The sequence below is a fragment of the Streptomyces hygroscopicus genome (assembly GCF_026168105.1).
In the GTDB taxonomy this organism is placed as follows: Bacteria; Actinomycetota; Actinomycetes; order Streptomycetales; family Streptomycetaceae; genus Streptomyces; species Streptomyces hygroscopicus_D.
In genome coordinates this window covers 60,784-85,900 of sequence record NZ_LBMW01000014.1, presented here as the reverse complement: position 1 = coordinate 85,900, position 25,117 = coordinate 60,784, and the positions used below count along the sequence as shown (strand labels likewise).

The following is a 25,117-nucleotide window of genomic DNA, read 5'->3' as shown; positions in this document are numbered from 1 at the left end:
CCCGCGGTCCGCGGACTGTCGTCCGCCCGCACCGGTGGCGCACCTCCAGCTTGCCGTCCGCCACTGACAATCCGGCTCGGGTGCCCGCGGGTTCGCCCGCTCAGCGGAAGCGAAAGGCATCGGGGACTCGTCGGTGACCTGGGCCGAGGTGCTCCCCGGCCTCGCCCGCAGGACCCACATCCGCCGGCGCCGGGCGAGTGAGCCGGGAGGACGGCCCGGAGCTTCGGGCCGTCCTCCTCTTTCGGGTGCACCTGGGTTTCTCCACCGTCCGTCTGCCCGGCCTACGCCCCCAAGTGGGCCTACCCTTCCGCCTGATGAGGCCGCGGGACAACGATCCGGGCCTGGGGCCGCGGAGTTGCCGACCCTCCTGGGCGCCCTTCCGGACGCCCTCCCGCAGCGTGTCCATCCGCACCCCTGCGGGCCGCGGACGACTGGCGCGGGCCGTCGTGGACCGTGCTCGACCGCTGCTGTCCTACCGAGGGCATGCCCACGATGCTGATCCTGGGCGACCGCAACGCAGTGGCGACGCTCATCCGTGCGACGACCCCAGTCCCGCCGGCCAGGTCGGCCCCGAGAGTCCTGTGGGCGTCATCGCACGGCTCCTCGCCCTCCAGGCGTGCGTCGGGGCCTCCCTCTCCTTGCCCGTCGGGGCGAGAGGACCGCTCGTGCCGTGTCGTCAGGACGTGCCGGAGCGCGCGGCATTGCCGGTCGGGGAAGCCCCGGCCGTGCGTCCCCGGGCCCCCGGGACCTCCCCTCCCTGCGTCGTGCCGGTGACCGCCTCCCACTCCGCTCCGGTCAGGGGCGGAGCCGTGAGGAGCGGTCGGCGTGGGCCGCGAAGCACCGCGATCGCCACGGCCGGTCGCAGCAGTTCGCTGACGGGCTTCGACAGGGTGACCACGTCGAAGAACGCCCGGGCCACCAGCGGGCGCCCGGTCGCCGTGAGCATCAGCCGGTTGACGTAGGCACCGAGGAGGCGGTTCGCTGGGCCCGGGGCCTTGCCGATCGCGAACGGGTAGTGGATGTCGGTGCTGGTCGCCAACTCCCAGGCCGTCGCCACCGGACGAGCCACCGCCCGCTGCGCCCGCCGCGCGAGCCCCGGCGCCGTCAGCCCGTGCTCTGCCACCAGTTCGCCCAGCGCCAGCGCGCCCTGCGCGGCCACCGAGATTCCGTGCCCGTAGACCGGGTTGTACGTGGCCACCGAGTCACCGAGCGCCATGAACCCTTCGGGCCAGCCCTTCACCTTCTCGTAGAACCGGCGGCGATTGACCGTGCTGCGGGTGACGACCGGGTCGGACAGCGGCTCCGCGTGAGCGATCAGCTCGCCCACCACGGAATGCCGGACGCTCTCGCGTGCGAAGGTCTCGAACTCCGCGGCGGAAGCGGGCGGTTCGCCGCCCCGGGTGCCGGAGAGCGTCACCAGCCACCGTCCGCCCTCGATGGGCTCGATGGTCGTGGTCCGTCCCGGAACCGGCACCGTCGCGTCCGACTGCACGTTCACCAGAGGGAACTCCTCCGTGTCCGGAGGCGCCCGGAAGATTCGGCTCGAGTAGACGAGTCCGGAATCCACCTCCTCCAGCGGCGCCGCGGGCACACCGATCGCCTCAAGCCAGACCGATGCGCAGGAACCGCGCCCGGCCGCGTCGACGACCAGGTCGGCAGGCAGCGCCCGCTCCTCGCCGTCGGGCGTGCGCACGCGTACGCCCGTCACCCGAGCCGCGCCGCCCTCCAGGGAGAGCAGTTCGGTGCGCTGCAGCACGGTTACGCGCTCGTGCTTGGTGACCCGCTCGCGCACCACCCAGTCGAGCAGGTCACGACTGCACGCGATCATGAACTGCATCTCGGGCCAGCGCCGGAACCAGCCCCGCGGCTGCATCGACACGAGTCCCGTCGGCAGCGGGATCCGCCGGGCGCCCGCCGCCAGCCACGCGTCGGTCACCCCCGGCAGCAGCTCCTCCATGGCGCGGGCGCCCCCGGACCAGATCACATGCACGTGCCGGGCCTGTGGGAGTCCCTTCCGCGGCTCGGGTCCGTCGGGCAGCACGTCCCGCTCGACGACGGTGACGTCGGCGTACGTGCTCAGCGCCGCGGCGGCCAGCATGCCGGCCATGCCACCGCCGATGACGACGGCTCTACGGGGTGCTGCACCCGGGGAGGTGCTAGCGGGTTCGCTCATGGAAGTCGCTTCCTGGCCTGGTCCCGGCCGACTCCCGGGCGGCCGCGACGACGGGTGAGTGACGCAGGGCGATCGACATCCGTACGAGGTCCCGGGGACCCTCGGGGGACGCGGCGGGTGCATCGTCGGCCGCCGCCGAACTGATCACCCTGCCTTCCGGATCGGCGGCCCTCGCCCGTACGGCCACCGCCACCATCGCCGCGTCGGCCTCGGCCCCTGCCCGTGCGGGGGAGGATCCCGCCGCCACGGCGGCGGCGTAGGCGCGGGAGCGCACCGCTGGGTCGAAGTAGGGGTACAGGCTGAGCATGCCGTCGTGGATGTCGGACTCGCGCTGTGTCACCTGCAGTTCGACCGGTGACCACCAGGAGATCCGCACCCCGCGGTCCGCAACACAGGACACGGGCCGCAGCTCGTGCCACAGCGGCCCGAGCCGGCGGTAGGTCGACCACGAGGTCCAGCTGTCCCCGACGCGCCGGCAGGCCAGCGGGAGGCAGAAGCCGACCGCGCTGACCTGTGCTCCGACGGAGGCCAGTACGGGTGCCGCGTCGCTGCTCAGATAGTCCAGGTCATGGCCGTTCCAGCGCGCGATGACGGCGGTGAACTTGGTTGTCAGATAAGCGAGGTTGAACAGATAGCCGATCACGATGATCAGTAGTCCGGCCCGGAGCCAGCCGCGCACCTGGAGGGCCCAGCGGCCGCACATGAAGTTCATCGCGACGCCGGCGACGGTAAGGGCCGCGAGGTACAGCACGATCATCTCGCGCATGTACGGGGTGCGGGCGTAGTACGTGTCGAAGTCGACCAGTCGCTCCACCGGAGCGTGGCCGAGCGTGAACAGCATGATCAGGGCGGCCACCACCACGCCGTACCCGGCGATGATCCGCCGGGTGGTGCGGCGGGTCTCCTCTGGCGGGCCGCCGCGCCAGTTGACCACGAGCACCAGACACGACGCGCTGAAGGCGCTCAGCAGGCAGTACACCAGCGGGGCCGAGACGTTGCCGATGCCCGTGATGTCGTTGACCTCGGCGATCGTCGGGGGCGCGGCGAAGAAGAACACCAGCCCGGCCAGTGAGAGCAGCGCGCACACCGACCGCAGCAGCGGGTCGCGCCAGGAACGGCTCAGCGCGGGCGCTTTGACCGTGAGCGCCAACCCCATCGCGGCAGCCGGAATGTAGTAGCTGGATCCATCCATGGTGTCGGCGTCTTCGCCCCTCAGCCCTGCGGCCCGCGGTACCCGAGCGAGGCCTCGATGCGCCCTGCCAGGTCGTCCCGCTTGACCGGCCCGCGCAGCGACGAACCGGCCAGCCACGTACGGCACTTGCTGGCCAGCAGCAGGCCGAAGCTCTCGGCCTCCTTCTCGTCGGCGAGGTCGAAGTGCGTACGGGCGGCGACCTTGTGGACGGTCGCCTGCAGATCGGTGGTGTCGCTCAGCAGACGGGCCGCGACCGCTGCGCCCTCCACATGGTGACCGTGGTGCCCGGCGTTCATGTGCCACAGTTCGTGGCCGAGAATCACCAGCTGGTGGTCGGGGGCGGTGCGTTCCTCGACGACGACGAGGTCCTGGTCGGCCATGTCGAGCCAGAGTCCGCTCGCCGTGCCGGGCGGGAAGGCGGCCGTACGGAACTGGACGGGGCGGCCGCGCCGCCTGCTCATGCAGTCGCACAGCGCGGCGTACAGATCACTCGGCTGTGCCGGCGCCTGAAGCGAGAGCTCCGCGACCAACTCGCCGCACAGACGGCGCATTTCCCTTCCCATGCCCATGTTTCTCCCCCGGATCAGGACTCGGGCCGCTTGACGCTCTCCAGGAGCATGTCCAGCCACTCCGCGACCTTGTCGCGGTGCTGGTCGGTGGGCAGCTGGGCCGCCCGCCAGGCGATACCGCGCACGCCGTGGTCCTGCAGCAGACGCTCCAGCGGGTCGACGGCGGCCTCGGCCGCCTCCCGCTCACGGTCGGCGAGCTGTTGGAGGAGCTCCTGCTCGGAGCGCTGGAGGGCGTTCGCGAGTGCCTCGGGGTCCTCGGCCGAGAAGAATCCGGCATGCACCCTGAAGAAGCGCTGAATGGCGTCGCAGTGCTCCATCGTGGGGCGGCGGTCGCCGTTGATGAGGGCACCCGCCTGCTGGCGCGACATGCCCGCGCCGTCGGCGATCTCCTGCTGCGTGTACCGGCGCCCGTTGGGTTTCAGCCGGGTGCGCCGCAGCAGGTCGAGTCGCTGCAGGAAGCGCGCCTGAAGATCCGGCTCCCCGGCGGGCACCCCGCTCAGCAGGGCTTTGACCACCGGCTCCGGGACACCGGATGCGACCGACAGGCGCGGGACGTCGAAGATCTCCTCGTGCGGCACGCCCAGCCGGTCGGCAAGGGCGGTGACACGGGCCACGACGGCCGGCAGCAGACCCGTCGCCGTGGCGCGCGGAACCTCGAAGCCATCCGTCACCGACAGGTCTCCTACGTCTCTCTCGGATCGTTCTCACAGATCGTTCTCATGGTCGTCCGGAACCATCCGGAGATTAGCTGTTCTCTCGAACGCACATCCAGGTCTCGCCACAACTGTGGCGAGATTCGGCCGTCAACCGGCGGTAAATGCCACGATAGTTGACACCGCTCGATCGGGGCAGCAGGATCGGGGCGCCGCGTGAAGGCCGCAAGGGCAAGAGGGGTGACCTCCCGATGGCGTTTCAGGCAGGAGGGCAGCGGTCGCAGCCGCGGCCCGTCCCCAAAAGTCCGGAAGCACGGGCGTATTTACAGGACTACGCAACGCTCCTCGAAGGCGTCCCCTTCCCGTCCGTGGTCTTCGACCACCGCTGGGACGTCGTCCTGACCAACACCGCGTTCGACGCGCTGTTCCACGGAGTCGGACCGCATCCGACGGCCATGCCGGGGGACAACTTCCTGCGGTTCGTCCTCTTCCACCCCGACGCGGGCCTCGTCCTCGGCGAGCACGAGTCGAGCTGGTGCCTGCCGATGCTGGCGCACTTCGCCGCGGCGGTGGAGCGGCACGGCCACGACCACGGACTGCAGTCCATCCGCCGGGACATCGCCCAGGACCCCATCATGGAGGCCGCTTACCGGCAGGGCCTGCCGCACTGGATCCGCGCGGTCGGGCCGCACGCCATGGAGCACGACGGGGCGGTGCGCCCCCTGCTGCACCCGGACCCGCGCTGGGGCAGCGACTGCCGTGTGGTGGGGGAGACCCCCAAGACCCTGCAGGACATGGGTTATTCGCGGCTCACGCTGGTGCTGCGCGAGGCACGGCGCCCGGTGCACGGCCGACGCGCCGGGCGCCGCCCCCGGCGCACGGCGAGCCACCTGAGCGTGGTGCCCGCTCCACAGGACTGAACCGCCCGGGCCCCGGCTCCGTCGGTGTTCAGGTCACCGACGGCGCCGGGGCTCGTCGCCGTCCGCGTGCCACCGGCTGTCGACCGGGTCGCCGCGGGTCCGTGGCGTCGTCCGGGGTGCGGCGACCGGGCTCAGCCACCGACGGCCGGCACGAGTACAAGGGGGACGCCGTCGCACGGAATCAGCCGCAGGCCGCGCCAGGTGTCCGCCCGCGCCCCCTCCAGGACGGCCGCGAAGTCCGGCCCCCTTGTCGCCAGATGCACGGGCGCCGACAGCGTGAGGCTGTACTCGTCGGAGCAGAGGTAGTCCACGTACGGGCCGGCCACCGCCCTTGTCCACGCCCGGTTCCTCGACAACGACAACCTCGTCGTCGGGGACGATCGCATCCTCGACACCACGGCCGACGGTCTCGACCGGGTCGGCGTACTCGACGGTGCGTCCGGCCGGGTACCGGCTCACGTGTCCGCACGGTCGGCCCGCAGTGGCGGCAGACGTGTCTCGTAGAGCCACGCGTGGAGCAGCGGTGCGGCCGTGTGCGGCGCGTAGCGCTCGGCGTGGCCGATGAAGGCGGCGGTGTTGGCACTGGCACCGCGGTGAGCGTGGTGCCAGGCGCGCATCATCGGGAAGAAGCGGTCGTCGCCGACGGTGAGACGCAGCGCGTGGAGCGCGCACGCGCCGCGGGTGTAGACGCGGTCGTCGAAGATACGGTGCTCACCGGGGTCGGCGATCCGCAGGTCCTTCGAGCCGTCTCCGAGTTCACGCCACTCCTCCCTGGCAATCATGTCGGCCGAGTCCTCGCCGATGTGCTCCGACCACAGCCACTCGCAGTAGGTGGCGAAGCCCTCGTTGAGCCAGATGTCCCGCCAGTCCCGCAGACTCACGCTGTTGCCGAACCACTGGTGGGCGAGTTCATGGGCGACGAGCGTCTCCCAACCACGCGTGCCGTCGATGTGATTGCTGCCGAAGACGGACAGGGTCTGGTTCTCGACGGGCTCGTCCAGCTCCGCGTCCACGACCACCGCCCCGTAGGACTCGAAGGGGTACGGGCCGAACCACCCGGTGAACGCGCTGAGCATCTGCGGCTGGCGGGCCAGGTCGTGACGGGCCTCCTCCGACAGCCGCATGGGGTAGGCGTTGCGCCCGGTGACGATCCGGCCGGTCGCGCTGTCCCGGGCCCTCCACAGCTCGTGGCCGAAGCGGCCGGTGTACACCGCGGCGAGGTAGGGAGCCATGGGTCCGGGGTGGTGGTACGTCCAGCACTCGGTGGATCCGTCGCACCGCCGCTCGCGCAGGGTTCCGTTGGCGAGCGCGTGGTGGCCGTGCGGCACCGTCACCCGGAAGGTGAACTCGGCCTTGTCGTCCGGGCGGTCGTTGCACGGGAACCAGGACGGCGCGCCGAGCGGCTGCGCCGCCACCAGCGTTCCGTCGTGCGCGTCGCCGGTGCGGTCCCAGCCGATGGATCCGAACGGCGTCCGTACGGGGCCGGGCCGGCCGCCGTAGCCGATCTCCACGGTGAACGGCATGCCCACCGGGAGCAGGCGCGGCGTCGACAGGATCAGCTTGTGGTGCCGCTGCCTGACGCGGACCCCGACCCCGTCGACACGGGCAGCGTGCACCGTCAGCCGGGCGAGGTCGAGTTCCACCCGTCGCAGCGGCTGGTCGGCCACCGCACGGATGCGCGCCCGGCCGTCGAGCACGCCGCTCGACGGGACGTAGGCCAGGCGCAGGTCGTAGGAGACGGTGTGGTGACCGTACGAACCATGGGTCGCGAAGTAGCGCTCGGGGGACTTGAGAAGGCGGTCCGCGGCGGCCGCCGCGAGCGGGACGAGAGCCGCGCCGCGGATCAGTGCACGTCGGCTGCACCGCGTCATGCCGCTTCACCTCCGGCGAGCGCGGCGGTGACGCCGGTGGCGGGCGCGCCCGCGATTGGGTTGCCGACCCACCGGGTGCCGTCGGGCACGGTCTCGCCCCGCATCACGAGCGACGACGCGCCGATCGACGTGCCGGCCCCGACCGAGGTGCCGGGCAGGGCGATGCTGTGCGGTCCGAGTGACGCTCCCGCGGCCAGACGCACGGTGTCCATCCGCATGATGCGGTCGTGGAAGAGGTGCGTCTGGAGTACGCAGCCGCGGTTGACGCTGACCCCGTCGCCGAGGCTGATCAGATCCGTCTCCGGCAGCCAGTAGCTCTCGCACCACACTCCGCGCCCGATGCGCGCGCCGAGGCTCCGCAGCCACCAGTTGAGCGCGGGCGTCCCGAGGAAGGCCCCCGCTCCCCACGGCACGGCCAAGGATTCCACGAACGTGTCGAACAGCTCGTTGCGCCATACGAACGAGGACCACAGCGGGCGTTCGCCCGGCTGGAACCGGCCCACGAGCAGCCATTTGGCGCCGGTGGCCGTCAGACAGGCCGCCACGCCCGCCGCCAGCAGCAGCGGAGCGCCGACGAGTGCCGCCAGCGGCAGACCGCCTCGGTCCAGGGCTTCCTGCTCGCCGAGGAACACGCCCTCGGCGAGCAGCATGCCCAGCGTCACCGGCAGCAGACGGCACACCTCGACGGCTGCCCGTGCGCCCACCAGCCGCCGGGGCGGGGCGAACGTCCGCGCCGGGTCGGTGTTCCCGGGCACCCGGGGCAGGGGCATCGCGGGCCGCCCGATCCACGACATGCCCGGCCTGCCCTGGGACGGCGCGTCGGACAGCACACCCACCAGGCCACGGTCGGCGACGTCGCGGCCGGGGCCGACGATGCCGGAGTTGCCGACGAACGCGCGCTTGCCGATCCGCACCCGCCCGAGCCTCATCCAGCCGCCCCGCAGCTCGAACGGCGCGACAAGGGTGTCGTCGGCGAGGAACGCCCCGTCCTCCACGTGCAGCAGGGACGGCAGGGGCAGCACCGTCGAGATCTCGGCGCCGCGGCCGACGCGTGCGCCGAGCAGACGCAGCCAGTGCGGCGTGGCCAGACTGGCGTACAGCGGGAACAGGCTGCCACGGGCGCCGTCGAGCAGCCGGGTCACCAGCCAGGCCCGCCAGGCCACTCCGCCGTCCGCGCGGTGCACACCCGGCTTGAGGGACCGGCTCAGCAGCCGTACGGCGAGTGCGACGACCAGCATCCAGCACACCGTCGTCATGACCGCGAACAGCGGTGCGGCGGCCAGCAGGTGCGGCGCCGCGGCCGACAGCGTCGGCATGTGGCGCACCAGCAGGTAGGTGGCGAACAGAGCGGGCGCGGACGCCAGCAGCGGCAGCAGCGGCAGTACGCCGAGAGAGAGCGCGTAGGCGATGTGCCAGCGGCGTCGGCGTACGCTCGGGCGCGCCGGCCAGCCGCCGTCCGCGCACTGTTCGGCCGGCTCGACCGGCCGGGCGGGGGACCCGGTCCAGCTCTGGCCGTCCGGGATCCGGCCGTCCAGGCAGCTCCCACCCGTTAGCTCCGCTCCCCGGCCCACGACGGCGCCCGGCATCAGCATGGCGCGGTGGCCCACACGCGCGTCGGCGCCGACCGTGACGCTTCCCACGTGCAGTGTGTCGCCGTCGAGCCACCACCCCGAGATGTCCGCCTCGGGCTCGATGCTGCATCCGTCTCCCAGTTCGGCCAGACCCGTCACCGGAGGCATGGCGTGCAGCCGCACCTCACGCCCGGTGGTGCAGCCCAGCACCCGGGCATGAAGGGCGGCCCATGGCGTGCCGAGCAGGGCCGGAACTCCGAAGGCCGTCACGGCCCGTTCGGCGCTCCACAGCCGCAGATGGGCGCTGCCGCCCCGCGGATGGGCGCCAGGGGCGATGGAACCGGCCAGCGCGCGGGCCAGACCCGCCCCGATCGCGCAGCGGAACGGCGCGCTGAACAGCACCACCCAGCCCACCACCACCAGCCACCACGGGGTGTGCGGCGTCCAGGCGTGAGGCGCGGCCCAGCCGAGGACGTTGTCCGCCACCGACAGGCCGACCAGGCCGCGCAGGCCCGCGACCCCGTAGGCGGCCAGCTGGACGAGGAACTGGACGACAGCGGCCCGCCTCGGCACCGGCCGTGCCGGGCGGACCTCCTCCGCGGTGCCGGCCAGGGAGTCGAGATGCGCGGCCATGCGGTGCAGCACGGAGTGGCGGTAGAGGTCCGCGACGGACAGACCGGGATAGTGCTCCCTGAGCACGGACGCCATACGGGCGGCCGTCAGGCTGGTGCCGCCGAGCGCCACGAAGTCGCTGTCCGGGCCGGGACGGCGGCCCAGCAGCTGCTCCCACACGTCCGCCAGCCGCGCGGCCGTCCCGTGCAACGGGTGTGCCGGGCCGTCCGGGCGCCCCTCGTCGTCGGCGAGTGGCACCGGCCAGGGCAGTGCCTTGCGGTCTACCTTGCCGGAGGCACGGGTGGGCAGGTCCGCGACCTCTACCAGGACGGGCACCAGCTGTGCGGGCAGCCGCTCCGACAGCAGCACCCTCGCCTTGCCGGTCCGGAAGGCCGATCGCCCGTCGACGGACCGCTCCGGCACCACATAGCCCACCAGCAGCTGGGCGCCGGCCGCCGTCGTCTGCACGGTCGCGGCCGCGGCCCGTACCGCCGGCAGATCGTTCAGGGCCGCGTCGATCTCCCCGAGTTCGACGCGTCGGCCGCCGAGCTTGATCTGGTCGTCGGCGCGGCCGAGGAACACCAGGCCCCGGGGGTCGGCACGCACCAGGTCGCCCGAGCGGTAGGCGCGCGGCGAGTCCAGCGCGGGGCAGGGCCGGAAGCGTTCCGCGTCCTTGACGGGGTCGAGGTAGCGCGCGGTGCCTGCCCCGGCGATGACGAGCTCTCCTTCCTCCCCGTACGCCACGGGCTCCCCGGCCTCGTCGACGACCGCCAACCGCCAGCCGGCCAGCGGCAGTCCGATACGGACGTCGCGGCCCGGCTTCAGGAGGGCGGCGCAGGCCACGACGGTCGTCTCGGTCGGGCCGTAGGTGTTCCACATCTCCCGCCCGGGCCCGGCGAACCGGTCGACGAGCCCGGGCGGGCACGCCTCGCCGCCCAGAATCAGCAACCGCACCTGGCGCAGCGCTTCTTCGGGCCACATCGCAAGCAGCGTGGGTACGGTGGAGACAACGGTGACGCCCCGCTCGAGAAGCCAGGCGCCAAGGTCGTGGCCGGCCCGCACCAGCCCGCGCTCGGCCGGTACCAGACAGGCGCCGTGCCGCCATGCCAGCCACATCTCCTCGCAGGAGGCGTCGAAGGCGACGGACAGCCCCGCGAGCACCCGGTCGCCCGGACCGAGCGGCCGTTCCTGCAGGAACAGACGCGCTTCGGCGTCGACGAACGCCGCCGCCGACCGGTGGGTGACGGCGACGCCCTTGGGCTTGCCGGTCGAACCGGACGTGAAGATGATCCACGCGTCGTCGTCCGGGGCAGGCGCACGACGGCCCGAGGCGGCCGCTCCCGACGGCACGGCGAGCCGCTCCGGCCGCGGATACGGCCCCAGGACGGCGCACACCCCGGCCTCACCGAAGACGGTGGCGGCCCGCTCATCGGGGTCGTCGGCGTCGACCGGTACGTAAGCCGCTCCGCAACGCAGTACCGCGAGGATCGACAGATACAGCTCCGCGGTGCCCGACGGCACCCGGACGCCCACCCGGTCACCGGGGCCGATCCCGCGGTCCGAGAGCAGCCGTGCGCGGCGGACGACCTCGGCGTACAGGTCGCGGTAGGAGAGCACCTCCGCGCCTGTGTCCAGAGCGGGCGCGTGCGGATGCGCCGCGGCAGTGGCCTCCACGATGTCGATCAGGGTGCGTGGCGAAGGCGCTTCCCCGGTGCGGAAAAGAGCCCGGTCGTCACACGGGACGGACGGCTCGAAGGGCGGCTCGAAGGGCGGCTCGAGAGCGGGTGAAGACAATGACGTGCCTCTGTGTGCGGGTGCCGGCGGGTGAAAAACCCTTGACGGTCCAACAGATGCCACGCCACGCGGTGTGGTTCACCGTCCCCTTGCAAGTTAATGGAATCGAACGCATGGCAATCGGGTGTCCGGCCCCGATTTCAAAGGGTCGCTCCGTTCCGTTCGCGACCTGCTCATGGGAGAAAATTGATGATCCGCAAACACTAAGTTCGGCCAGCTCGGAGCGGTTGACGTTCATACTTGCCGGACTCTGCGATTCCGGCAAGTAATTGGCCAGAGAATGGTTTGATTTCACTCAACGGCAGGCGGCTGGCCGCCTTATGTTGCGTCATATGGAAGTCATATCGCAGGCGGTGGGAGGGGGCAGTTCCGGCCCTCGGGAGAACCGCCTTCTCCGAAATCGCTCACCATGCCGTCGGTTCAGCGGATGTGAGAGGCAGCTCCGCCCAAATGGTCTTGCCGGAACGGGTGTGCCGGCTGCCCCAGCGCCGGGAGAGCTGAGCGACGATCAGGAGGCCCCGGCCGCCCTCGTCGGAGAGGCGGGCGCGCCGCAGATGAGGAGCCGTGCTGCTGGCGTCGCTGACCTCGCAGATCAGAGCCGTGTCGCGGATGAGCCGGAGGTGGACCGGGGGAGAGCCGTAGCGGAGCGCGTTGGTGACCAGCTCGCTGACCACGAGCTCGGTGACGAACGCGGCATCCTCGAGATGCCAAGTGGACAGACGTTCGCCGACCAGTTCACGGGCCAGCGCGACGACGGAGGGCGCGGCGGGCAGCTCCCAGCCGGCCACATGATCGGTGCTCAGGGCCCGGGTCCGGGTCAGCAGGAGGGCGACGTCGTCCGTGCGGGCCTCGGGGAGCAGTTCGTGCAGCGCCCGGTCGCACATCTCCTCCAGCGGCCGCCGGGGATCGGCGAGGGTGGCACTCAGCACCTCGCAGGCCTCGTCCACGTCGCGGGCCGGAGACTCGATCAGCCCGTCCGTGTACAGGGCCAGGACGCTGCCCTCGGGGAGGACGAACTCCGTGACCTCGAACGGCAGGCCGCCCAGGCCGAGCGGCGGCCCGGCCGGCACGTCCAGGAAGCGGACCGTGCCGTCGGGGGTGGCCAGTGCCGGCTGCGGGTGGCCGGCCCTGGCCATGGAGCAGCGACGGGACACGGGGTCGTACACCGCGTACAGGCAGGAGGCGCCGACCTCCCCCGGGCTGTGGGCGGGGCGGTCGGTGCCGTCCCCGGGCTCCCTGCGGTCCAGGCGCAGGACGAGGTCGTCGAGGTGGGTGAGCAGTTCGTCGGGAGCCAGATCCACGTCGGCCAGGGTGCGTACGGCCGTGCACAGCCGCCCCATGGTGGCGGACGCCCGGATGCCGTGGCCGACCACGTCGCCCACCACGAGCGCCACCCTGGCACCGGACAGCGGGATCACGTCGAACCAGTCGCCACCGATCCCGGCTCCGGAGTGGGCGGGCAGATACCGCGAGGCGACCTCCACGGCGGGATGGTGCAGTGCCGGGTGCGGGAGGATGCTCCGCTGCAGGGCGAGCGCGGTGGCGCGTTCCTGGCCGTAGCGGCGGGCGTTGTCCACGAGCACCGCCGCACGGGCACCGAGTTCTTCGGCGAGCCGCAGGTCGTCCTCCTCGAAGGGCGCCGGGTTGCGGTGGCGGAAGAACTGGGCCAGCCCCAGGGTCACGCCGCGCGCCCGCAGCGGCACGGCCATGAGCGAGTGGATCCCGTGGGTGCGCAGGCGGCCGGCGCGCTCGGGAGAACTCGTCTCCCACCACTGCAGGATGTCCTTGGCACGGTGCAGTGCGCCCCGGCCGGTGGCGAGGGCGTGCCCGGGCGGGGAGTCCTCCGGATAGATGTAGGTCCCTCCGAGCGGGACCACCGACTCGGGGCATCCGGGGAGCACGGAGCGCTGGGCGGTGCGGCGGAAGAGCAGCCCGCTGTCCTGGCCGGCGACCGTCTCCTCGTCCTTGAGGACGCTGTCGAGCAGGTCCACCACGGCGAAGTCGGCGAAGTAGTCCGTGGCGACCTCCGCCAGCTCGTCGGCCGTGCGACTGAGGTCGAGAGTGGTGCCGATGCGCAGCCCGGCCTCCGTGAGGATGGTCAGTTGCCGACGGGCACGGAACTGCTCGGTGGTGTCCACGGCGGCCGCCGACAGGCCGCAGATCCGGCCGTCGCCGTCGCGCACGGGATACAGCGACAGCAGCCAGACGCGCGGGCCGGGACCGTGGGAGCCGGGCGAGTGGGCCTCGAACGTCATCGCCTTCCCGGTGCGGAGCACCTCCTGCACGGCCTCGCTGATGCGCGGCAGGCCCTCCAATGTGTTCCCGGACCCGGACTCCCCGATCGGCCAGCCGAGGAGTTCGTGATCCGGCCTTCCCGTCTCGCGCCCCATGGCGGCGTTGACCTCGAGCCGCACGCCCCTGCGGTCGTACAGGGCCATGGGCAGCGGAAGCTGGTCCAGTGCCCACTGCTTGAGCAGCGAGGCATCCGGTTCACCGTGGTTCCCGTGTGCGGCGCGGGGGGACCGGGGGGCCACCGCCGTGACGGACCAGTACGTGTCCCCGGCCGTGCCCCGCAGCGGGTGGGCCTGGAGCGCCAACGACAGAGGGTGACCGTCTCGATGGCATACGGTCACGGTGCCGCTCCAGCTCTCCCGCGCGGCGCAGCTTCGCCGGACCGCCTCCGGCAGGGGCTCGGCGAGCAGTTCGGTCGCCTCCCGGCCCACCACCTGCGCCGGCTCGTACCCCAGCAGCCGGCCGGCACCCTCGCTCAGCGCGATCACCACGCCCCGCGGGCCGACTACGATCCCGGCCTCCGCGGTCGGCTCCCGCCGCGTCGAGCGAGGCCGCTCCGGTGTCGCGGCGCCCTTCGCCATGTCCTCTGTCCTCGCCTGCTCGTCCGGGTGGTACCGCCTGGAGTCGGCGATCGGCCCGTCCGCAGCACTGGTGTCCAGGCTGCTCCTGCGGTCATGCTTTCTCAACCGCTGCTCGGGCCCGCGCGGCGGGCAGCAACTTTGCCCCCGGTCCCGGCCGCCGCGGACGCTGCGTCCCCGTCCCACCCGCCGTGGCGGGTGGTGTGTGTCGGTCCCGGTTGCCGCGGCGGGTGGTGTGTGTCGGTCCCGGTTGCCGTGGCGGGTGCCACGGCCCCGTCCCGGACGCGGGCGCCGCGTCCCGGCCGCCATTGCGGCGTCGTCGTCCACGGCCCGCGGGGCGAGAGTCGTGCGGTGCCGAGGGGTGACGCGGCCGAGAGCACGGTGCGTTTCTCGCCGAGCGGGCGTGCACCGGACGCGCGCCCGTGCCCGGTGCCCGGCTCCGTCGCGGCGCCCCGGGCAACGCGAGACGGGAGCTCCCAAGCCGCCTCGGCCTGCGGGGACCTCCCTGTCCGGCGGTCCGACCGGTCCCGGTGGCGCTTGGGAAGGTCTTGGCCCGCACCACTTCTGTCGTACCCGTGACTTTCACATCGGCGCCACCGCACCCTTTCCTGACGTTTGGTGCTCCTGGAACACTCCTTTCGCGCAGGTTCCCTCACCATCGGGCGACACATGCCCCGTCAGGACAAGAGGTCACCCCGTCATGCCCCAAGTGAATCGGCGCCGATTCCTTCAACTCGCGGGCGGCACCGCCGCCTTCACCGCGCTGTCCGGCAGCATCGAGCGCGCCGCCGCCCTTCCCGCGTACCACCGGTCCGGCACCATCGAGGACGTCGAGCACATCGTCGTCCTGATGCAGGAGAACCGTTCCTTCGACCACTACTTCGGCACCCTGAGAGGCGTCCGAGGCTTTGGCGACCCGCACCCGGTGACCCTCCAGAACGGCAAGCCGGTCTGGTACCAGTCCGACGGGACGAAGGACATCCTGCCCTTCCACCCCGACGCCGACGACCTGGGGCTGGCGTTCATCCAGGACCTCCCGCACGGCTGGAACGACGGACACGCCGCCTTCAACGGAGGCAAGTACGACAAGTGGGTGCCCGCCAAGTCCTCGACGACGATGGCGTACCTCACGCGCAAGGACATACCGTTCCACTACGCGCTCGCCGACAACTTCACCATCTGCGACGCCTACCACTGCTCGTTCATCGGCTCCACCGACCCGAACCGCTACTACATGTGGACGGGCTACACGGGCAACGACGGCCAGGGCGGCGGCCCGGTGCTCGGCAACGACGAGGCGGGCTACGGCTGGACGACCTACCCCGAGCGCCTGGAGAAGGCCGGGGTCTCCTGGAAGATCTACCAGGACGTCGGCGACGGCCTCGACGCGGCCCATTCGTGGGGCTGGATCCAGGACGCCTACCGTGGCAACTACGGCGACAACTCGCTGCTCTACTTCAAGCCGTACCAGGACGCCAAGCCCGGCGACCCGCTCTACGAGAAGGCTCGCACCGGCACCGACGCAGGCAAGGGCGAGGGCTTCTTCGACCGGCTCAAGGCCGATGTGAAGTCAGGCAAGCTGCCGCAGATCTCCTGGATCGCCGCCCCCGAGGCCTTCACCGAGCACCCCAACTGGCCCGCGAACTACGGCGCCTGGTACGTCTCCCAGGTCCTCGACGCGCTCACCTCCGACCCCAAGGTGTGGGCGAGGACGGCCCTGTTCATCACGTACGACGAGAACGACGGGTTCTTCGACCACCTCGTCCCGCCGTTCCCGCCGGCGTCCGCCGCGCAGGGCAAGTCCACGGTCGACCCCGATCCCGACCTCTTCAAGGGCAACGGCAGCCACCCGGCCGGACCCTACGGGCTCGGGCAGCGTGTGCCGATGCTGGTCGTCTCGCCCTGGAGCAAGGGCGGTTACGTCTGTTCCGAGACCTTCGACCACACCTCGATCATCCGGTTCATGGAGCGCCGCTTCGGCGTGCACGAGCCCAACATCTCGCCCTGGCGGCGCGCCGTCTGCGGCGACCTGACCTCCGCGTTCGACTTCTCCCGCCAGGACACCAAGCCGGTGTCGCTGCCCGCCACGGACGGCTACCAGCCGCCGGACCACAACCGCCACCCGGACTACGTGCCCGTTCCGCCCGCGCACCCCGCCCTGCCCAAGCAGGAGCGCGGTCTGCGTCCGGCCCGCCCGCTCAAGTACGCGCCCATGGCGGACGGTTCGGCGAACACCGCGGCCGGGACGTTCACGCTCACCTTCGCCTCCGGCAGGCACGCCGGGTCCGCCTTCCTGGTCACGTCCGGCAACCGCGGCGACGGCCCGTGGAGCTACACCACCGAAGCCGGCAAGACGGTGTCCGACACCTGGAACTCGGCGTATTCGAACGGCTCGTACGACCTGACCGTGCACGGTCCGAACGGCTTCCTGCGAGTCTTCAAGGGCCCGGGCAAGCGGCCCGGAGCCGAGGTCGTCGCACGGCACGCCGGTGACGACATCGAGCTGACCTTCACCAACAAGGGCTCGGGCACGGTGAAGCTCAAGGTCACCAGCGGGTACGGCGGTCACGCCACGACGGTCACGGTACGGGCCGGTGCGACCGTGCGGCACACCTTCGCGCTGAGCGCGAGCAGGCGCTGGTACGACCTCACCGTGACGTCCGACGCCGACCCGTCGTTCCTGCGCCGCTTCGCCGGACACGTCGAGAACGGGCGGCCGGGCGTGAGCGATCCCGCGATCGTGGCGGAGTAGGCGGAGTAGGCGGAGTAGGCGGAGTAGGGGAAGTCCGGACTGACCGGGGCCGGGGCACGCTCGGGTAGTGTGCCCCGGTGACCACACAATCGAACACACCTGCAGGCTGGTACGCGGATCCGCACGGCGCGGCGCAGACGCTCCGGTACTGGGACGGTGCCCAGTGGACCCAGCACACCCACGCGGGCCAGCAGGCCCCTGCTGCGGCCCAGGTGCCGCAGCAGGCGCCTCCGGTCCAGCAGCCGCAGCAGGCGTACGGTCAGCAGACCGCGGCCCCCGATCCGCGGGTCCAGCGCCAGGTGCACCAGCAGGCCGGGGTCACCCCGGGCGGCCCCGGCGGCGGCACCCTGTTCACCGAACCGGTGCTGGTCGTGAACCAGAAGGCCAAGCTGATCGAGCTGACGAACGAGTACAGCGTCTTCGACCAGAACGGCACCCAACTCGGTTCGGTCACGGAGGTCGGGCAGAGCGCGCTGAAGAAGGCGGTGCGCTTCGTCTCCAGCCTCGACCAGTTCATGACGCACAGGCTGGAGATCCGCGACGCCTACGGGCAGCCGCAGCTGGTGCTGACCCGGCCTGCGAAGGTCTTCAAGTCGCGGGTGGTCGTGGAGCGTCCGGACGGACAGGTCGTGGGCGAGATCGTCCAGCAGAACATGATCGGGAAGATCAACTTCGCGATGAACGCGAACGGCCAGCAGGTCGGTGCGATCAAGGCGGAGAACTGGCGCGCCTGGAACTTCGCGATCGTCGACCACGCCGAGAACGAGGTCGCCCGGATCACCAAGACCTGGGAAGGCCTGGCGAAGACGATGTTCACGACCGCCGACAACTACGTCCTGCAGATCCACTACCAACTGCCCGAGCCGCTGCGAAGCCTGGTCATCGCGACGGCGCTGACCGTGGACACGGCACTCAAGCAGGACTCCCGGGGTCTCGGCTGACGCGCGAGCGGTGCTCCCGGACCTCGGCCGGTCCCGCGGACAACGAAGGGCGGTCCGGCGTGTGCGCACACGCCGGACCGCCCTTCGTTCACAGCGCGCTGAGATGCTCCGGCGGCGCGGACGTCGGCTGCTGGGGCAGCAACGGCCGCTCGTGCAGGGCCTGTCGGGGCTCGAGCGCAAGCACCGCCGCGACCGGATGGCCGTCGTCCGTGTCCGGCACCGGACGGGCGGTGCCGGCCGGGGCCGGGCGCGAGAGCGTCACCACACCCCATGACGCAAGCCCCGCGCCCGCCCCGGTGAGCAGCAGGCCCCCCGTGCCGCCCTGAAGGCGTTCCCCGAGGAGGCAGACGCCGATCGCCGCCGCCGCGACCGGATTGGCGAGGGTCACGACCGCTAGCGGTGCGCCGAGGCCGTTCCGGTACGCGGTCTGCGACAGCAGCAGGCCGCCCGTCGCGAACACCGCGACCAGCAGCGCCACCACGACCACCGGTGGGCCGAGCACCGGCCCCGAGCGGTTCGTCGCCGCCACGGTCACCGTCTGGGTGAGCGCGGAGGCGACGCCGGAGGCGAACCCGGAGGCCGTGGCGTGCCGAAGCCCGGGACGTACGCCCGGTCGGGAGAGCACACCGATCGCGGCGGCGGTGGCACCGGCCACGGCCAGCGCCTGCGGAAGGCTCAGCACGTCGTCGGGCTCGGGCCCCGATGCCGTCACCAGCAGCGCGGCGAGGCCGAGCAGGGTCAGGGCGGTGCCCCGCCACTCGACCGCGCTGACCCTGCGTCCGGCCGCCCGTGCCCCCAGCGGCACAGCCGCCACCAGGGTGAGCGCGCCGAGCGGCTGAACCAGCGTCAGCGGGCCGAACTTGAGGGCGGCGACGTGCAGCAGGGCCGCGGAGGCGTTCAGTACGACCGACCACCACCAGGCGCCGTGCGCCAGCAGCCGCAGTACACCGGTGCCGGAGGTCCGGGCGGCGAGCCGCTCCTGGGCCACGGCGGCGGCCGCGTACGCGACGGCGGAGAACAGGGACAGGACGACGGCGAGGAGTGTGGCGTTCATCGGGCCGCACCCACCAGGCCGGGGCCGTCGGCCGGCGCCCCGGCGACCGGCTGTCCCGCCACTGTGCTCCGCGCGGCGGGCGTGGGCCCGGTGGCCGTGGGCTCGGGGGACCTCGGTGCCGGGGCATGGCTCGGCACTCCCGTGCCGGCCGCGCGCCGCACCGGCGACGGTGCGCGGACCACCGCCAGCGCGATGCCGAGCAGGGCGGTCGCCACGATCGCGTCCACCCAGTAGTGGTTCGCGGTGCCGACTATCACCAGCAGGGTTTCCAGCGGATGAAGCAGCCACAGCCGTCGCAGGCGGGACCGGGTCGCCGAGATCAGACCGATCGCGACCATCAGCGCCCAGCCGAAGTGCAGCGACGGCATGGCGGCGAACTGGTTCGCCATCGAGTCGGTCTCCGGTTCGGCGCCGTACACCGTCGGCCCGTACACCTGCCCGGTGTCCACCAGATGCGCCACGTCGAGCATCCGCGGCGGGGCGAGCGGAAACGTGAGGTGCAGCACCAGCGCGGCGCCGGTGACCAGGGCGAGGACCCGGCGGGCCCACAGGTAGTGGGTCGGCCGCCGTAGGTACAGCCACACCAGGAAGGCCGCGGTGGCCGTGAAGTGGACGGCCACGTAGTAGAGGTTCGCCGCGCGGACGAGGGTGTCGCCGTGCAGCAGTGCGGACTGCACGGCGCCCTCGCCCGGCAGCCGCAGGGAGCGCTCCCAGGCCCAGACGCGATGTGCGTTCGCCAGAGCCTCGGCGGTGTGGCCGTTCGCCAGTTGCCGACCGAACTTGTACACCAGGAAGAGCCCTGCGACCAGCAGCAGTTCACGGACGAGGGGCGGCCGGCCTATCGCGGCTGCCCCTTCTCTCTCAGGCTCGGTGCGGGATTCCATCCCCCGGCCCCCTTGCTGACGGTATGTGCGTGGGGTGGTGCGTGGTGAGCCCAGGACAGGGACGACGCGACAGACGCGTGGTCCCTGTCCAAGGCTCATCGATACGCCAGTGTACCGATACGCTGGCGTACCGATACACTGGCGTATCGATATACTGATGTGGAGCGGCCCACCCGGCCGTGACCACGACCGAGGAGGCAAGATGACGTCGCAGGCAGCGAACGTGCCGGAGCCGGTCGTCGCCTCGCGCCGCTCCAAGCTCACGCCCCAGCGCGAGCAGGAGTTCTTCGAGACCGTGCTCGACCAGATCCGCGAGTGCGGCTACGAGGCGGTCACCATGGAGGGCGTCGCCGCCAGCACGCGGTGCAGCAAGTCGACGCTGTACCGGCAGTGGAAGACGAAGCCCCAGTTCGTGGCCGCCGCCCTGCGGGCCAACCGCTGTGTTCGGTTCGCGGGCGTCGACACCGGCTCGCTCGCCGGAGACCTGCGTGCCGTGGCGCGGGCCGCGGCCGAGTGGTCCGGCCATGACACCAAGCTGCTCCAGGCCCTCGGCCCTGCCGTGATGCAGGACGAGGAGCTGGCGCAGGCGCTGCGCGAAGCCCTCGTCGAGCCCGAGGTCAGGGCCCTGCAGGAGATCATCCGGCGCGGGGTGGAGCGCGGGGAGGTGCCCGCCGGCCATCCGGCGCTGGAGTTCGTGCCCGCACAGCTGCTCGGTGTGCTGCGCGTGCGCCCCATCCTGGAGGGGCGGTATGCGGACGAGGAGTACCTCACGCGCTTCGTCGAGTCCGTGGTGCTCCCCGCACTCGGACTGAGATGAGGACCAGGCCGCCGTCCGTGGGATGACCGGACGCCGGCCTGCTCGCGCCGCACCGTGGGGACGGGAGCGGCGCACACCCCCGGCCGGGCGGGGATCCCCTGGAGCGGAGGGGGCCCCGCCCGGCCGCATGGAGCCCGACCGGGTGCGGATGGGCGTCGGCTCAGACCTTCTGCCCGGTGCCGCCCGCCGACGTCGCCTTGATGCCCTGGGCGATCCGGTCGAGCACGGAGAGCCCGGGCGCGTTCGATCCGGCGTCGATGCCGAAGCGGACGACGACCAGCTGCCGGGAGTCGGCGGGCGACGGGAAGACCAGCGACTCCACATAGCCGTCGGAGCCTTTGCTGGTGATCGCTCTCCAGCGGACCATGTACCCCCGCTGCCCGGCCACGGTCATCGCCGTGGAGGCGAGCACCTGGTGGGAAGTGATCCCGCCGTAGGACTTGCCGCCGTACGACTCCTGGGCGTTCTTGGCGATGTCCTCCTTGGCCGCCGCCTCCGCCGTCGTGGACTTCAGCCCCTGTTCCTGGGCGGACGCCGAGTACGCCCCGCCGGTGTTGCACGTCTTGGCCGTGTCGCCGGGGCACTTGTACTGGTCCTTCGACTCGACCGCCGCACCCCCGTCGAGGGTCGAACCCGTCCAGCCGTCCGGCACGGGGATGCTGATGCCGTTGGCCGGATCCACCGCGTAGCCCGTCTCGGTCCCGGGCTGCCCGGGCTGCCCGGGCGCGGGGCTCTGGCCGCCCGGACCGCCCCAGCCGCCCGACCCGCCGGGTCCGCCCCGGCCGCCGAAGGGCGCGCCTTGGCCCCCCTGGCCGCCGAAGGGTGCGTCCTGGCCCCCTTGGCCTCCCTGGCCTTCCGTGCCGCCGAAACCGCCCTGGCCGCCCGGCCCCTGGGCGTTCGCGGAGTTTCCGCTCCCGTCGCCGTGGGCGCCGAGCGCGTAGACACCGCCGCCTATCCCGGCGAGCACCACAACCGCCGCCGCCACGGCTGCCCCGGTCCGCGCGAGCCCACGCCGGGGGGCGGGCCCGGCGCCGGGATACGGGACGCCCGCGTACGGATCGCCCGGAGGCGCGCCGACCGCCGACGGCTGCGCCGGCGGACCCCACGAGGCGGCAGGATCCACGGGGCGGGTCCGGTCCGTCCATGCCCTGCCGTCCCACCAGCGCTCGGCCGCGGGTCCGTCACTTGTCTGCCCGGGGTCGGGGTACCAGCCGGGAGGAGTCACCTGCGTCATGGATCCACCGTATGAGGCATGCGTGAAAGCGGGATGAGAGCGTCCGGCCGGGAAGACGCACCGGGCACCGGCCCGCACGGCCGCGCAGCCGCCGGCCGGCAGGGAGTACCTCGCCGACGGGGAGCAAGCGCATTGGCAAATTAACTTCATTTACAAGGGCTTTGACAGCCAATAACTTGTATCAGGGCTGGTCGGCGGCAGTTCGCGTCGTCTTGGGGCACCCGATGTCACCCGTCACGGCAACTGGTGCCCCGACCTGCCTCCACCGGGGCACGGGGAGGGTTAGGCTCGGTGTTCGTACGTCGTTTGGGCGACCTGGGGAGGTACCGGGATGACGGAGGCACGGCCCGGAGTGGCCGCCTCGGCTTCCCTGTGGGAACGCGACGCGGAACTCACCGTCGTCACCGAGGCGATCGCCGCCCTGTGCGACGACTCAGCGCCGTCGGCGTCGGGGAACCTGCTGGTGTTCAGCGGGGAGGCGGGCATCGGCAAGACCGCTCTCCTCGCCCAGACACGGCGTATCGCGCAGCGGCGCGGCTGCACGGTGTGGTCGGCGCGAGGCGGCGAGACCGTCACGTCCGTCCCCTTCAACGTCGTACGGCAGCTGCTCCAGCCCGCGCTCGTCTCACTGATGCCGGAGGAGGCCCGGGAGTACCTCGGCGACTGGTACGAGGTCGCGGGCCCCGCCCTCGGGATAACAGAGCCCGGGGAGCGGCAGGCAGACCCTCAGGGCGTGTGCGACGGCCTGGTCGTGGCCGTCTCCCGGCTCGCCAAGCGGGAGTGGCCGCTGGTGCTGCTCATCGACGACGCGCACTGGGCCGACCAGGAGACCCTCCACTGGCTGGCCGCCTTCTGCGAGCGCCTCGACGATCTGCGCGTGCTCGTCGTGGTCGCCCGCCGCCCCGGCGAGGCCGGCGGCGACAGCGTGCGTCACCTCGACACGGTCGCCGCGGCCGCCCGCCGCCCGATCAGCACCCTGAGCGAGCTCACGCCCGCGGCAACCGCGGGACTCACCAGGGCCACCCTCGGCGAGCACGCCGACGCCGCGTTCTGCCGTGAGGTGTGGGCCGTCACCGCGGGCAATCCGTACGAGACGGTCGAACTCCTCGCCAAGGTGCAGGACAGCCAGCTCGAACCGGTCGAGGCGTCGGCCGCGGAACTGCGCCCCCTGAACCGCTCGGCCCGGGGCAACGGCCTCGTCGCCCGCCTGGAAGGCCTCGGCATCGAGGCCACCCGCTTCGCATGGGCCGCCGCCATCCTCGGCACCGGCATCACCGTGGACCTGGTGGCCAGGCTCGCCACCCTGCGCCGCGAGGAGGCGGCACGCTGCGCCGAACTCCTCGGCGTGGCCCGCATCCTCACGGAGCCCGACCGGGCCGGCCACCAAGGGGACGACGGGGAGCTCGAGGTCGTGCACCCGCTGATCGCCAGCGCCGTCTACCGCTCGATCCCGGACGGACTGCGCACCGCGATGCACGGCATCGCCGCGCAGGTCGTCACCGACTCCGGCCTCGGCGCGGCGGCCGCCTCCCGCCATCTCCTCGAAGTCCACCCGGACGACGACGAGGAGCTCGTGGACCAGATGCGCGAGGCCGCGCGTGAACACCTCGCCGTCGGCGCCCCGGAAGCGGCCCGCCGCTGTCTGGAGAGGGCCCTGCTGGAGCCGCCGTTGCCCGAAGTCCACCCGTATGTGCTCTACGAGCTGGGCTGCGCCACGCTGCTGACCTCACCCGCCACCACCATCGACTACCTCCAGGCGGCCCTCGCGATGCCGGGCCTGGAGGGCGACACCCGGGTGGACGCCGTCTACCGCCTCTCCCAGGCCCTGCTCCACAACGACCAGCTGGACGAGGCAGTCCGCACCGTGGACGAGGAGGCGGCCCGTCTCGAGCCCGGCCCGTCCCGGATGCGGCTGCAGGCCGTGCACTACATGTGGGAGGGCGTCCACGCGGCCGAGGAGGACTCCCCGATCCGCTCCCGGGAGCTGGCCGAACTCGCCGCCACCTGCACCGGACGGGACAACTCCGAGCGCGCGCTGCTCATCCTGCGCGGCTTCGACGCGATGACCCACGGCGAGAACGCCGAGGAGGTCGTGGAACTGTGCGACCGCGCTCTCGTCAACGGCCGTCTCGCGCCCGGACTCGGCTGGACCGACACCGAGTGGGGCATCGAACTGCTGCTGATGCTGGGCAGCGCCTACGCCTACACGGACCGCCTCGACCGAGCCGAGAGCCTGTTCACGGAGGGGCTGCGGTCCTACGAGTCCGCCGGCTGGAGCGGCGGCCATCTGGCCCTGGCCCATGCCTATGTGGGCCTGGCCCATCGCAGGCGGGGCCGGCTCCGGGATGCCGAGACCTCCCTGCGCGAGTCACTGCGCCTCGCGGAGCGCGTCGGCCGGGGACTGCCCCTGTACTGGTCCGCGACGTGCGGACTCGTCGACACCCTGCTCGCCCGCGGGCATGTCGAGGAGGCCTGGTCGATCGCCGAGCGCTACGGTTTCGCACCGCCGTACCCGTCCACGATCGTGCTGCCCGACACCCGCTCCGTGCGCGGCCGGCTGCTCCTCGCCGTCGGCCGGACCGAGGAGGGCGTCAACGAACTGGAGGCTGCCGAGAAGGCGTCCGGCGGACGCGGGCACAACACCGTGCTGGCGCCCTGGGCGGGCGACCTCGCCCGCGCACTGGCCGCCGGCGACCCGCGCCGCGCCGCCGAACTGGCCGCGACGGCCCGCCGAAAGGCCGAGATCCTGGGCACGGACACGGCGATCGGCGAGGCGCTCCGCGTCGCCGCCACCCTGGAGACGGGCCAGCGCGCCACCGCGCTCCACGCCCGGGCGGTGACGTATCTGGAGTCCTCGCCCTGCGCCTACGAGCATGCGGCGGCCCGCGTCGAGTACGGGATCGCCATGCGGTCGGTGGCCGAGCTCAGACGAGGGCTGACGCTGGCGCGGTCGTGCGGGGCGGACGGGCTGGCGGCCCGGGCCCAGGAGGTGCTGGACAACGGCAGGGGACTTCGCTGACGCCCCGCTGCAGCGGGAGCAGTTGAGCGGTGACCGCCGCCAGGCGCTTGCGCACCTGGCGGTCGTACCTCTGCTCATGCGCCTGCGACGAGCGGCTGCCGTCGAAGTCTCCGCTCGTGCCGGCGACGCGCGCCGCGTGTCTCGGGGCCGCCGAGGGCCTGCGCAACCCGGCGGCGCCCTCGTGGAGGCCA

At 72.3% G+C, this 25,117-nt stretch carries 15 protein-coding genes and 1 pseudogene; 5 read left to right on the top strand and 11 right to left on the bottom strand.

The genetic code is table 11. The features are described from left to right. Nucleotides 1-676 precede the first annotated feature (676 nt). The 4 genes from AAW14_RS16120 to AAW14_RS16105 are packed head-to-tail and all read right to left on the bottom strand — an operon-like array spanning nt 677 to nt 4,605. On the bottom strand, nt 677-2,173 hold the full coding sequence (locus tag AAW14_RS16120) for an NAD(P)/FAD-dependent oxidoreductase (RefSeq protein ID WP_265564503.1): 1,497 nt from the start codon (nt 2,171-2,173) through the stop codon (nt 677-679). Beyond that, on the bottom strand, nt 2,157-3,365 hold the full coding sequence (locus tag AAW14_RS16115; protein ID WP_265564501.1) for an MAB_1171c family putative transporter: 1,209 nt from the start codon (nt 3,363-3,365) through the stop codon (nt 2,157-2,159). Before AAW14_RS16115 ends, AAW14_RS16120 begins: the two co-directional genes overlap by 17 nt. Before the next feature lie 20 nt (nt 3,366-3,385). Next, complete coding sequence (locus AAW14_RS16110) at nt 3,386-3,916, bottom strand: toxin-antitoxin system, toxin component (RefSeq protein ID WP_265564589.1); 531 nt, start codon at nt 3,914-3,916, stop codon at nt 3,386-3,388. A 32-nt stretch (nt 3,917-3,948) separates the two neighbouring features. Then, complete coding sequence (locus AAW14_RS16105) at nt 3,949-4,605, bottom strand: helix-turn-helix domain-containing protein (RefSeq protein WP_265564499.1); 657 nt, start codon at nt 4,603-4,605, stop codon at nt 3,949-3,951. 233 nt (nt 4,606-4,838) lie between these two features. Here AAW14_RS16105 and AAW14_RS16100 point away from each other — a divergent pair, with 233 nt between their 5' ends. Then, nucleotides 4,839-5,507, top strand: coding sequence for a hypothetical protein (locus AAW14_RS16100; RefSeq protein WP_265564497.1), 669 nt, complete (start codon nt 4,839-4,841; stop codon nt 5,505-5,507). A gap of 131 nt (nt 5,508-5,638) precedes the next feature. On the opposite strand, the pseudogene AAW14_RS16095 reads toward AAW14_RS16100, so the two are convergent. From AAW14_RS16095 to AAW14_RS16080, 4 genes and pseudogenes are all read right to left on the bottom strand, one after another. Further along, nucleotides 5,639-5,839, bottom strand: a pseudogene (locus tag AAW14_RS16095) (hypothetical protein); the annotation flags it as partial. A 123-nt stretch (nt 5,840-5,962) separates the two neighbouring features. Further along, nucleotides 5,963-7,378 carry a M1 family metallopeptidase gene (locus AAW14_RS16090; protein ID WP_265564495.1) on the bottom strand — a complete coding sequence of 472 codons (1,416 nt, stop codon included), beginning with the start codon at nt 7,376-7,378 and terminating at the stop codon, nt 5,963-5,965. After that, nucleotides 7,375-11,235, bottom strand: a complete 3,861-nt coding sequence (locus AAW14_RS16085) for a Pls/PosA family non-ribosomal peptide synthetase (protein ID WP_416223309.1) — start codon at nt 11,233-11,235, stop codon at nt 7,375-7,377. The genes AAW14_RS16090 and AAW14_RS16085 overlap by 4 nt, the downstream gene beginning before the upstream one ends. Before the next feature lie 524 nt (nt 11,236-11,759). Beyond that, a complete protein-coding gene (locus AAW14_RS16080) occupies nt 11,760-14,333 on the bottom strand; it encodes a SpoIIE family protein phosphatase (RefSeq protein ID WP_265564493.1) in 2,574 nt (857 codons plus the stop codon). Nucleotides 14,334-14,925: 592 nt separating this feature from the next. Between AAW14_RS16080 and AAW14_RS16075 the strand changes: the two genes are divergently transcribed. Together AAW14_RS16075 and AAW14_RS16070 are read left to right on the top strand one after the other, a co-directional pair. Continuing rightward, the gene (locus AAW14_RS16075; protein ID WP_265564491.1) at nt 14,926-16,977 is read left to right on the top strand and encodes a phosphocholine-specific phospholipase C; all 2,052 of its coding nucleotides are present in this window, start codon (nt 14,926-14,928) and stop codon (nt 16,975-16,977) included. A gap of 77 nt (nt 16,978-17,054) precedes the next feature. Continuing rightward, complete coding sequence (locus tag AAW14_RS16070) at nt 17,055-17,918, top strand: phospholipid scramblase-related protein (RefSeq protein WP_265564489.1); 864 nt, start codon at nt 17,055-17,057, stop codon at nt 17,916-17,918. An 88-nt stretch (nt 17,919-18,006) separates the two neighbouring features. Here AAW14_RS16070 and AAW14_RS16065 read toward each other — a convergent pair whose 3' ends face one another. Then, nucleotides 18,007-18,972, bottom strand: a complete 966-nt coding sequence (locus AAW14_RS16065) for a DMT family transporter (protein ID WP_265564487.1) — start codon at nt 18,970-18,972, stop codon at nt 18,007-18,009. After that, nucleotides 18,969-19,856: a phosphatase PAP2 family protein gene (locus AAW14_RS16060; RefSeq protein ID WP_265564485.1), complete on the bottom strand. Its 888-nt coding sequence runs from the start codon at nt 19,854-19,856 to the stop codon at nt 18,969-18,971. The genes AAW14_RS16065 and AAW14_RS16060 overlap by 4 nt, the downstream gene beginning before the upstream one ends. 202 nt (nt 19,857-20,058) lie before the next feature. Here AAW14_RS16060 and AAW14_RS16055 point away from each other — a divergent pair, with 202 nt between their 5' ends. Beyond that, complete coding sequence (locus tag AAW14_RS16055; RefSeq protein ID WP_265564484.1) at nt 20,059-20,673, top strand: TetR/AcrR family transcriptional regulator; 615 nt, start codon at nt 20,059-20,061, stop codon at nt 20,671-20,673. A 160-nt stretch (nt 20,674-20,833) separates the two neighbouring features. Here AAW14_RS16055 and AAW14_RS16050 read toward each other — a convergent pair whose 3' ends face one another. Continuing rightward, entirely contained in the window at nt 20,834-21,907 is a 1,074-nt protein-coding gene (locus AAW14_RS16050) for a DUF2510 domain-containing protein (RefSeq protein ID WP_265564482.1), read from the bottom strand. Nucleotides 21,908-22,238: 331 nt separating this feature from the next. On the opposite strand from AAW14_RS16050, the gene AAW14_RS16045 reads away from it, so the two are divergent. After that, on the top strand, nt 22,239-24,926 hold the full coding sequence (locus AAW14_RS16045) for an ATP-binding protein (protein WP_265564480.1): 2,688 nt from the start codon (nt 22,239-22,241) through the stop codon (nt 24,924-24,926). The last annotated feature ends 191 nt before the right edge of the window (nt 24,927-25,117 follow it).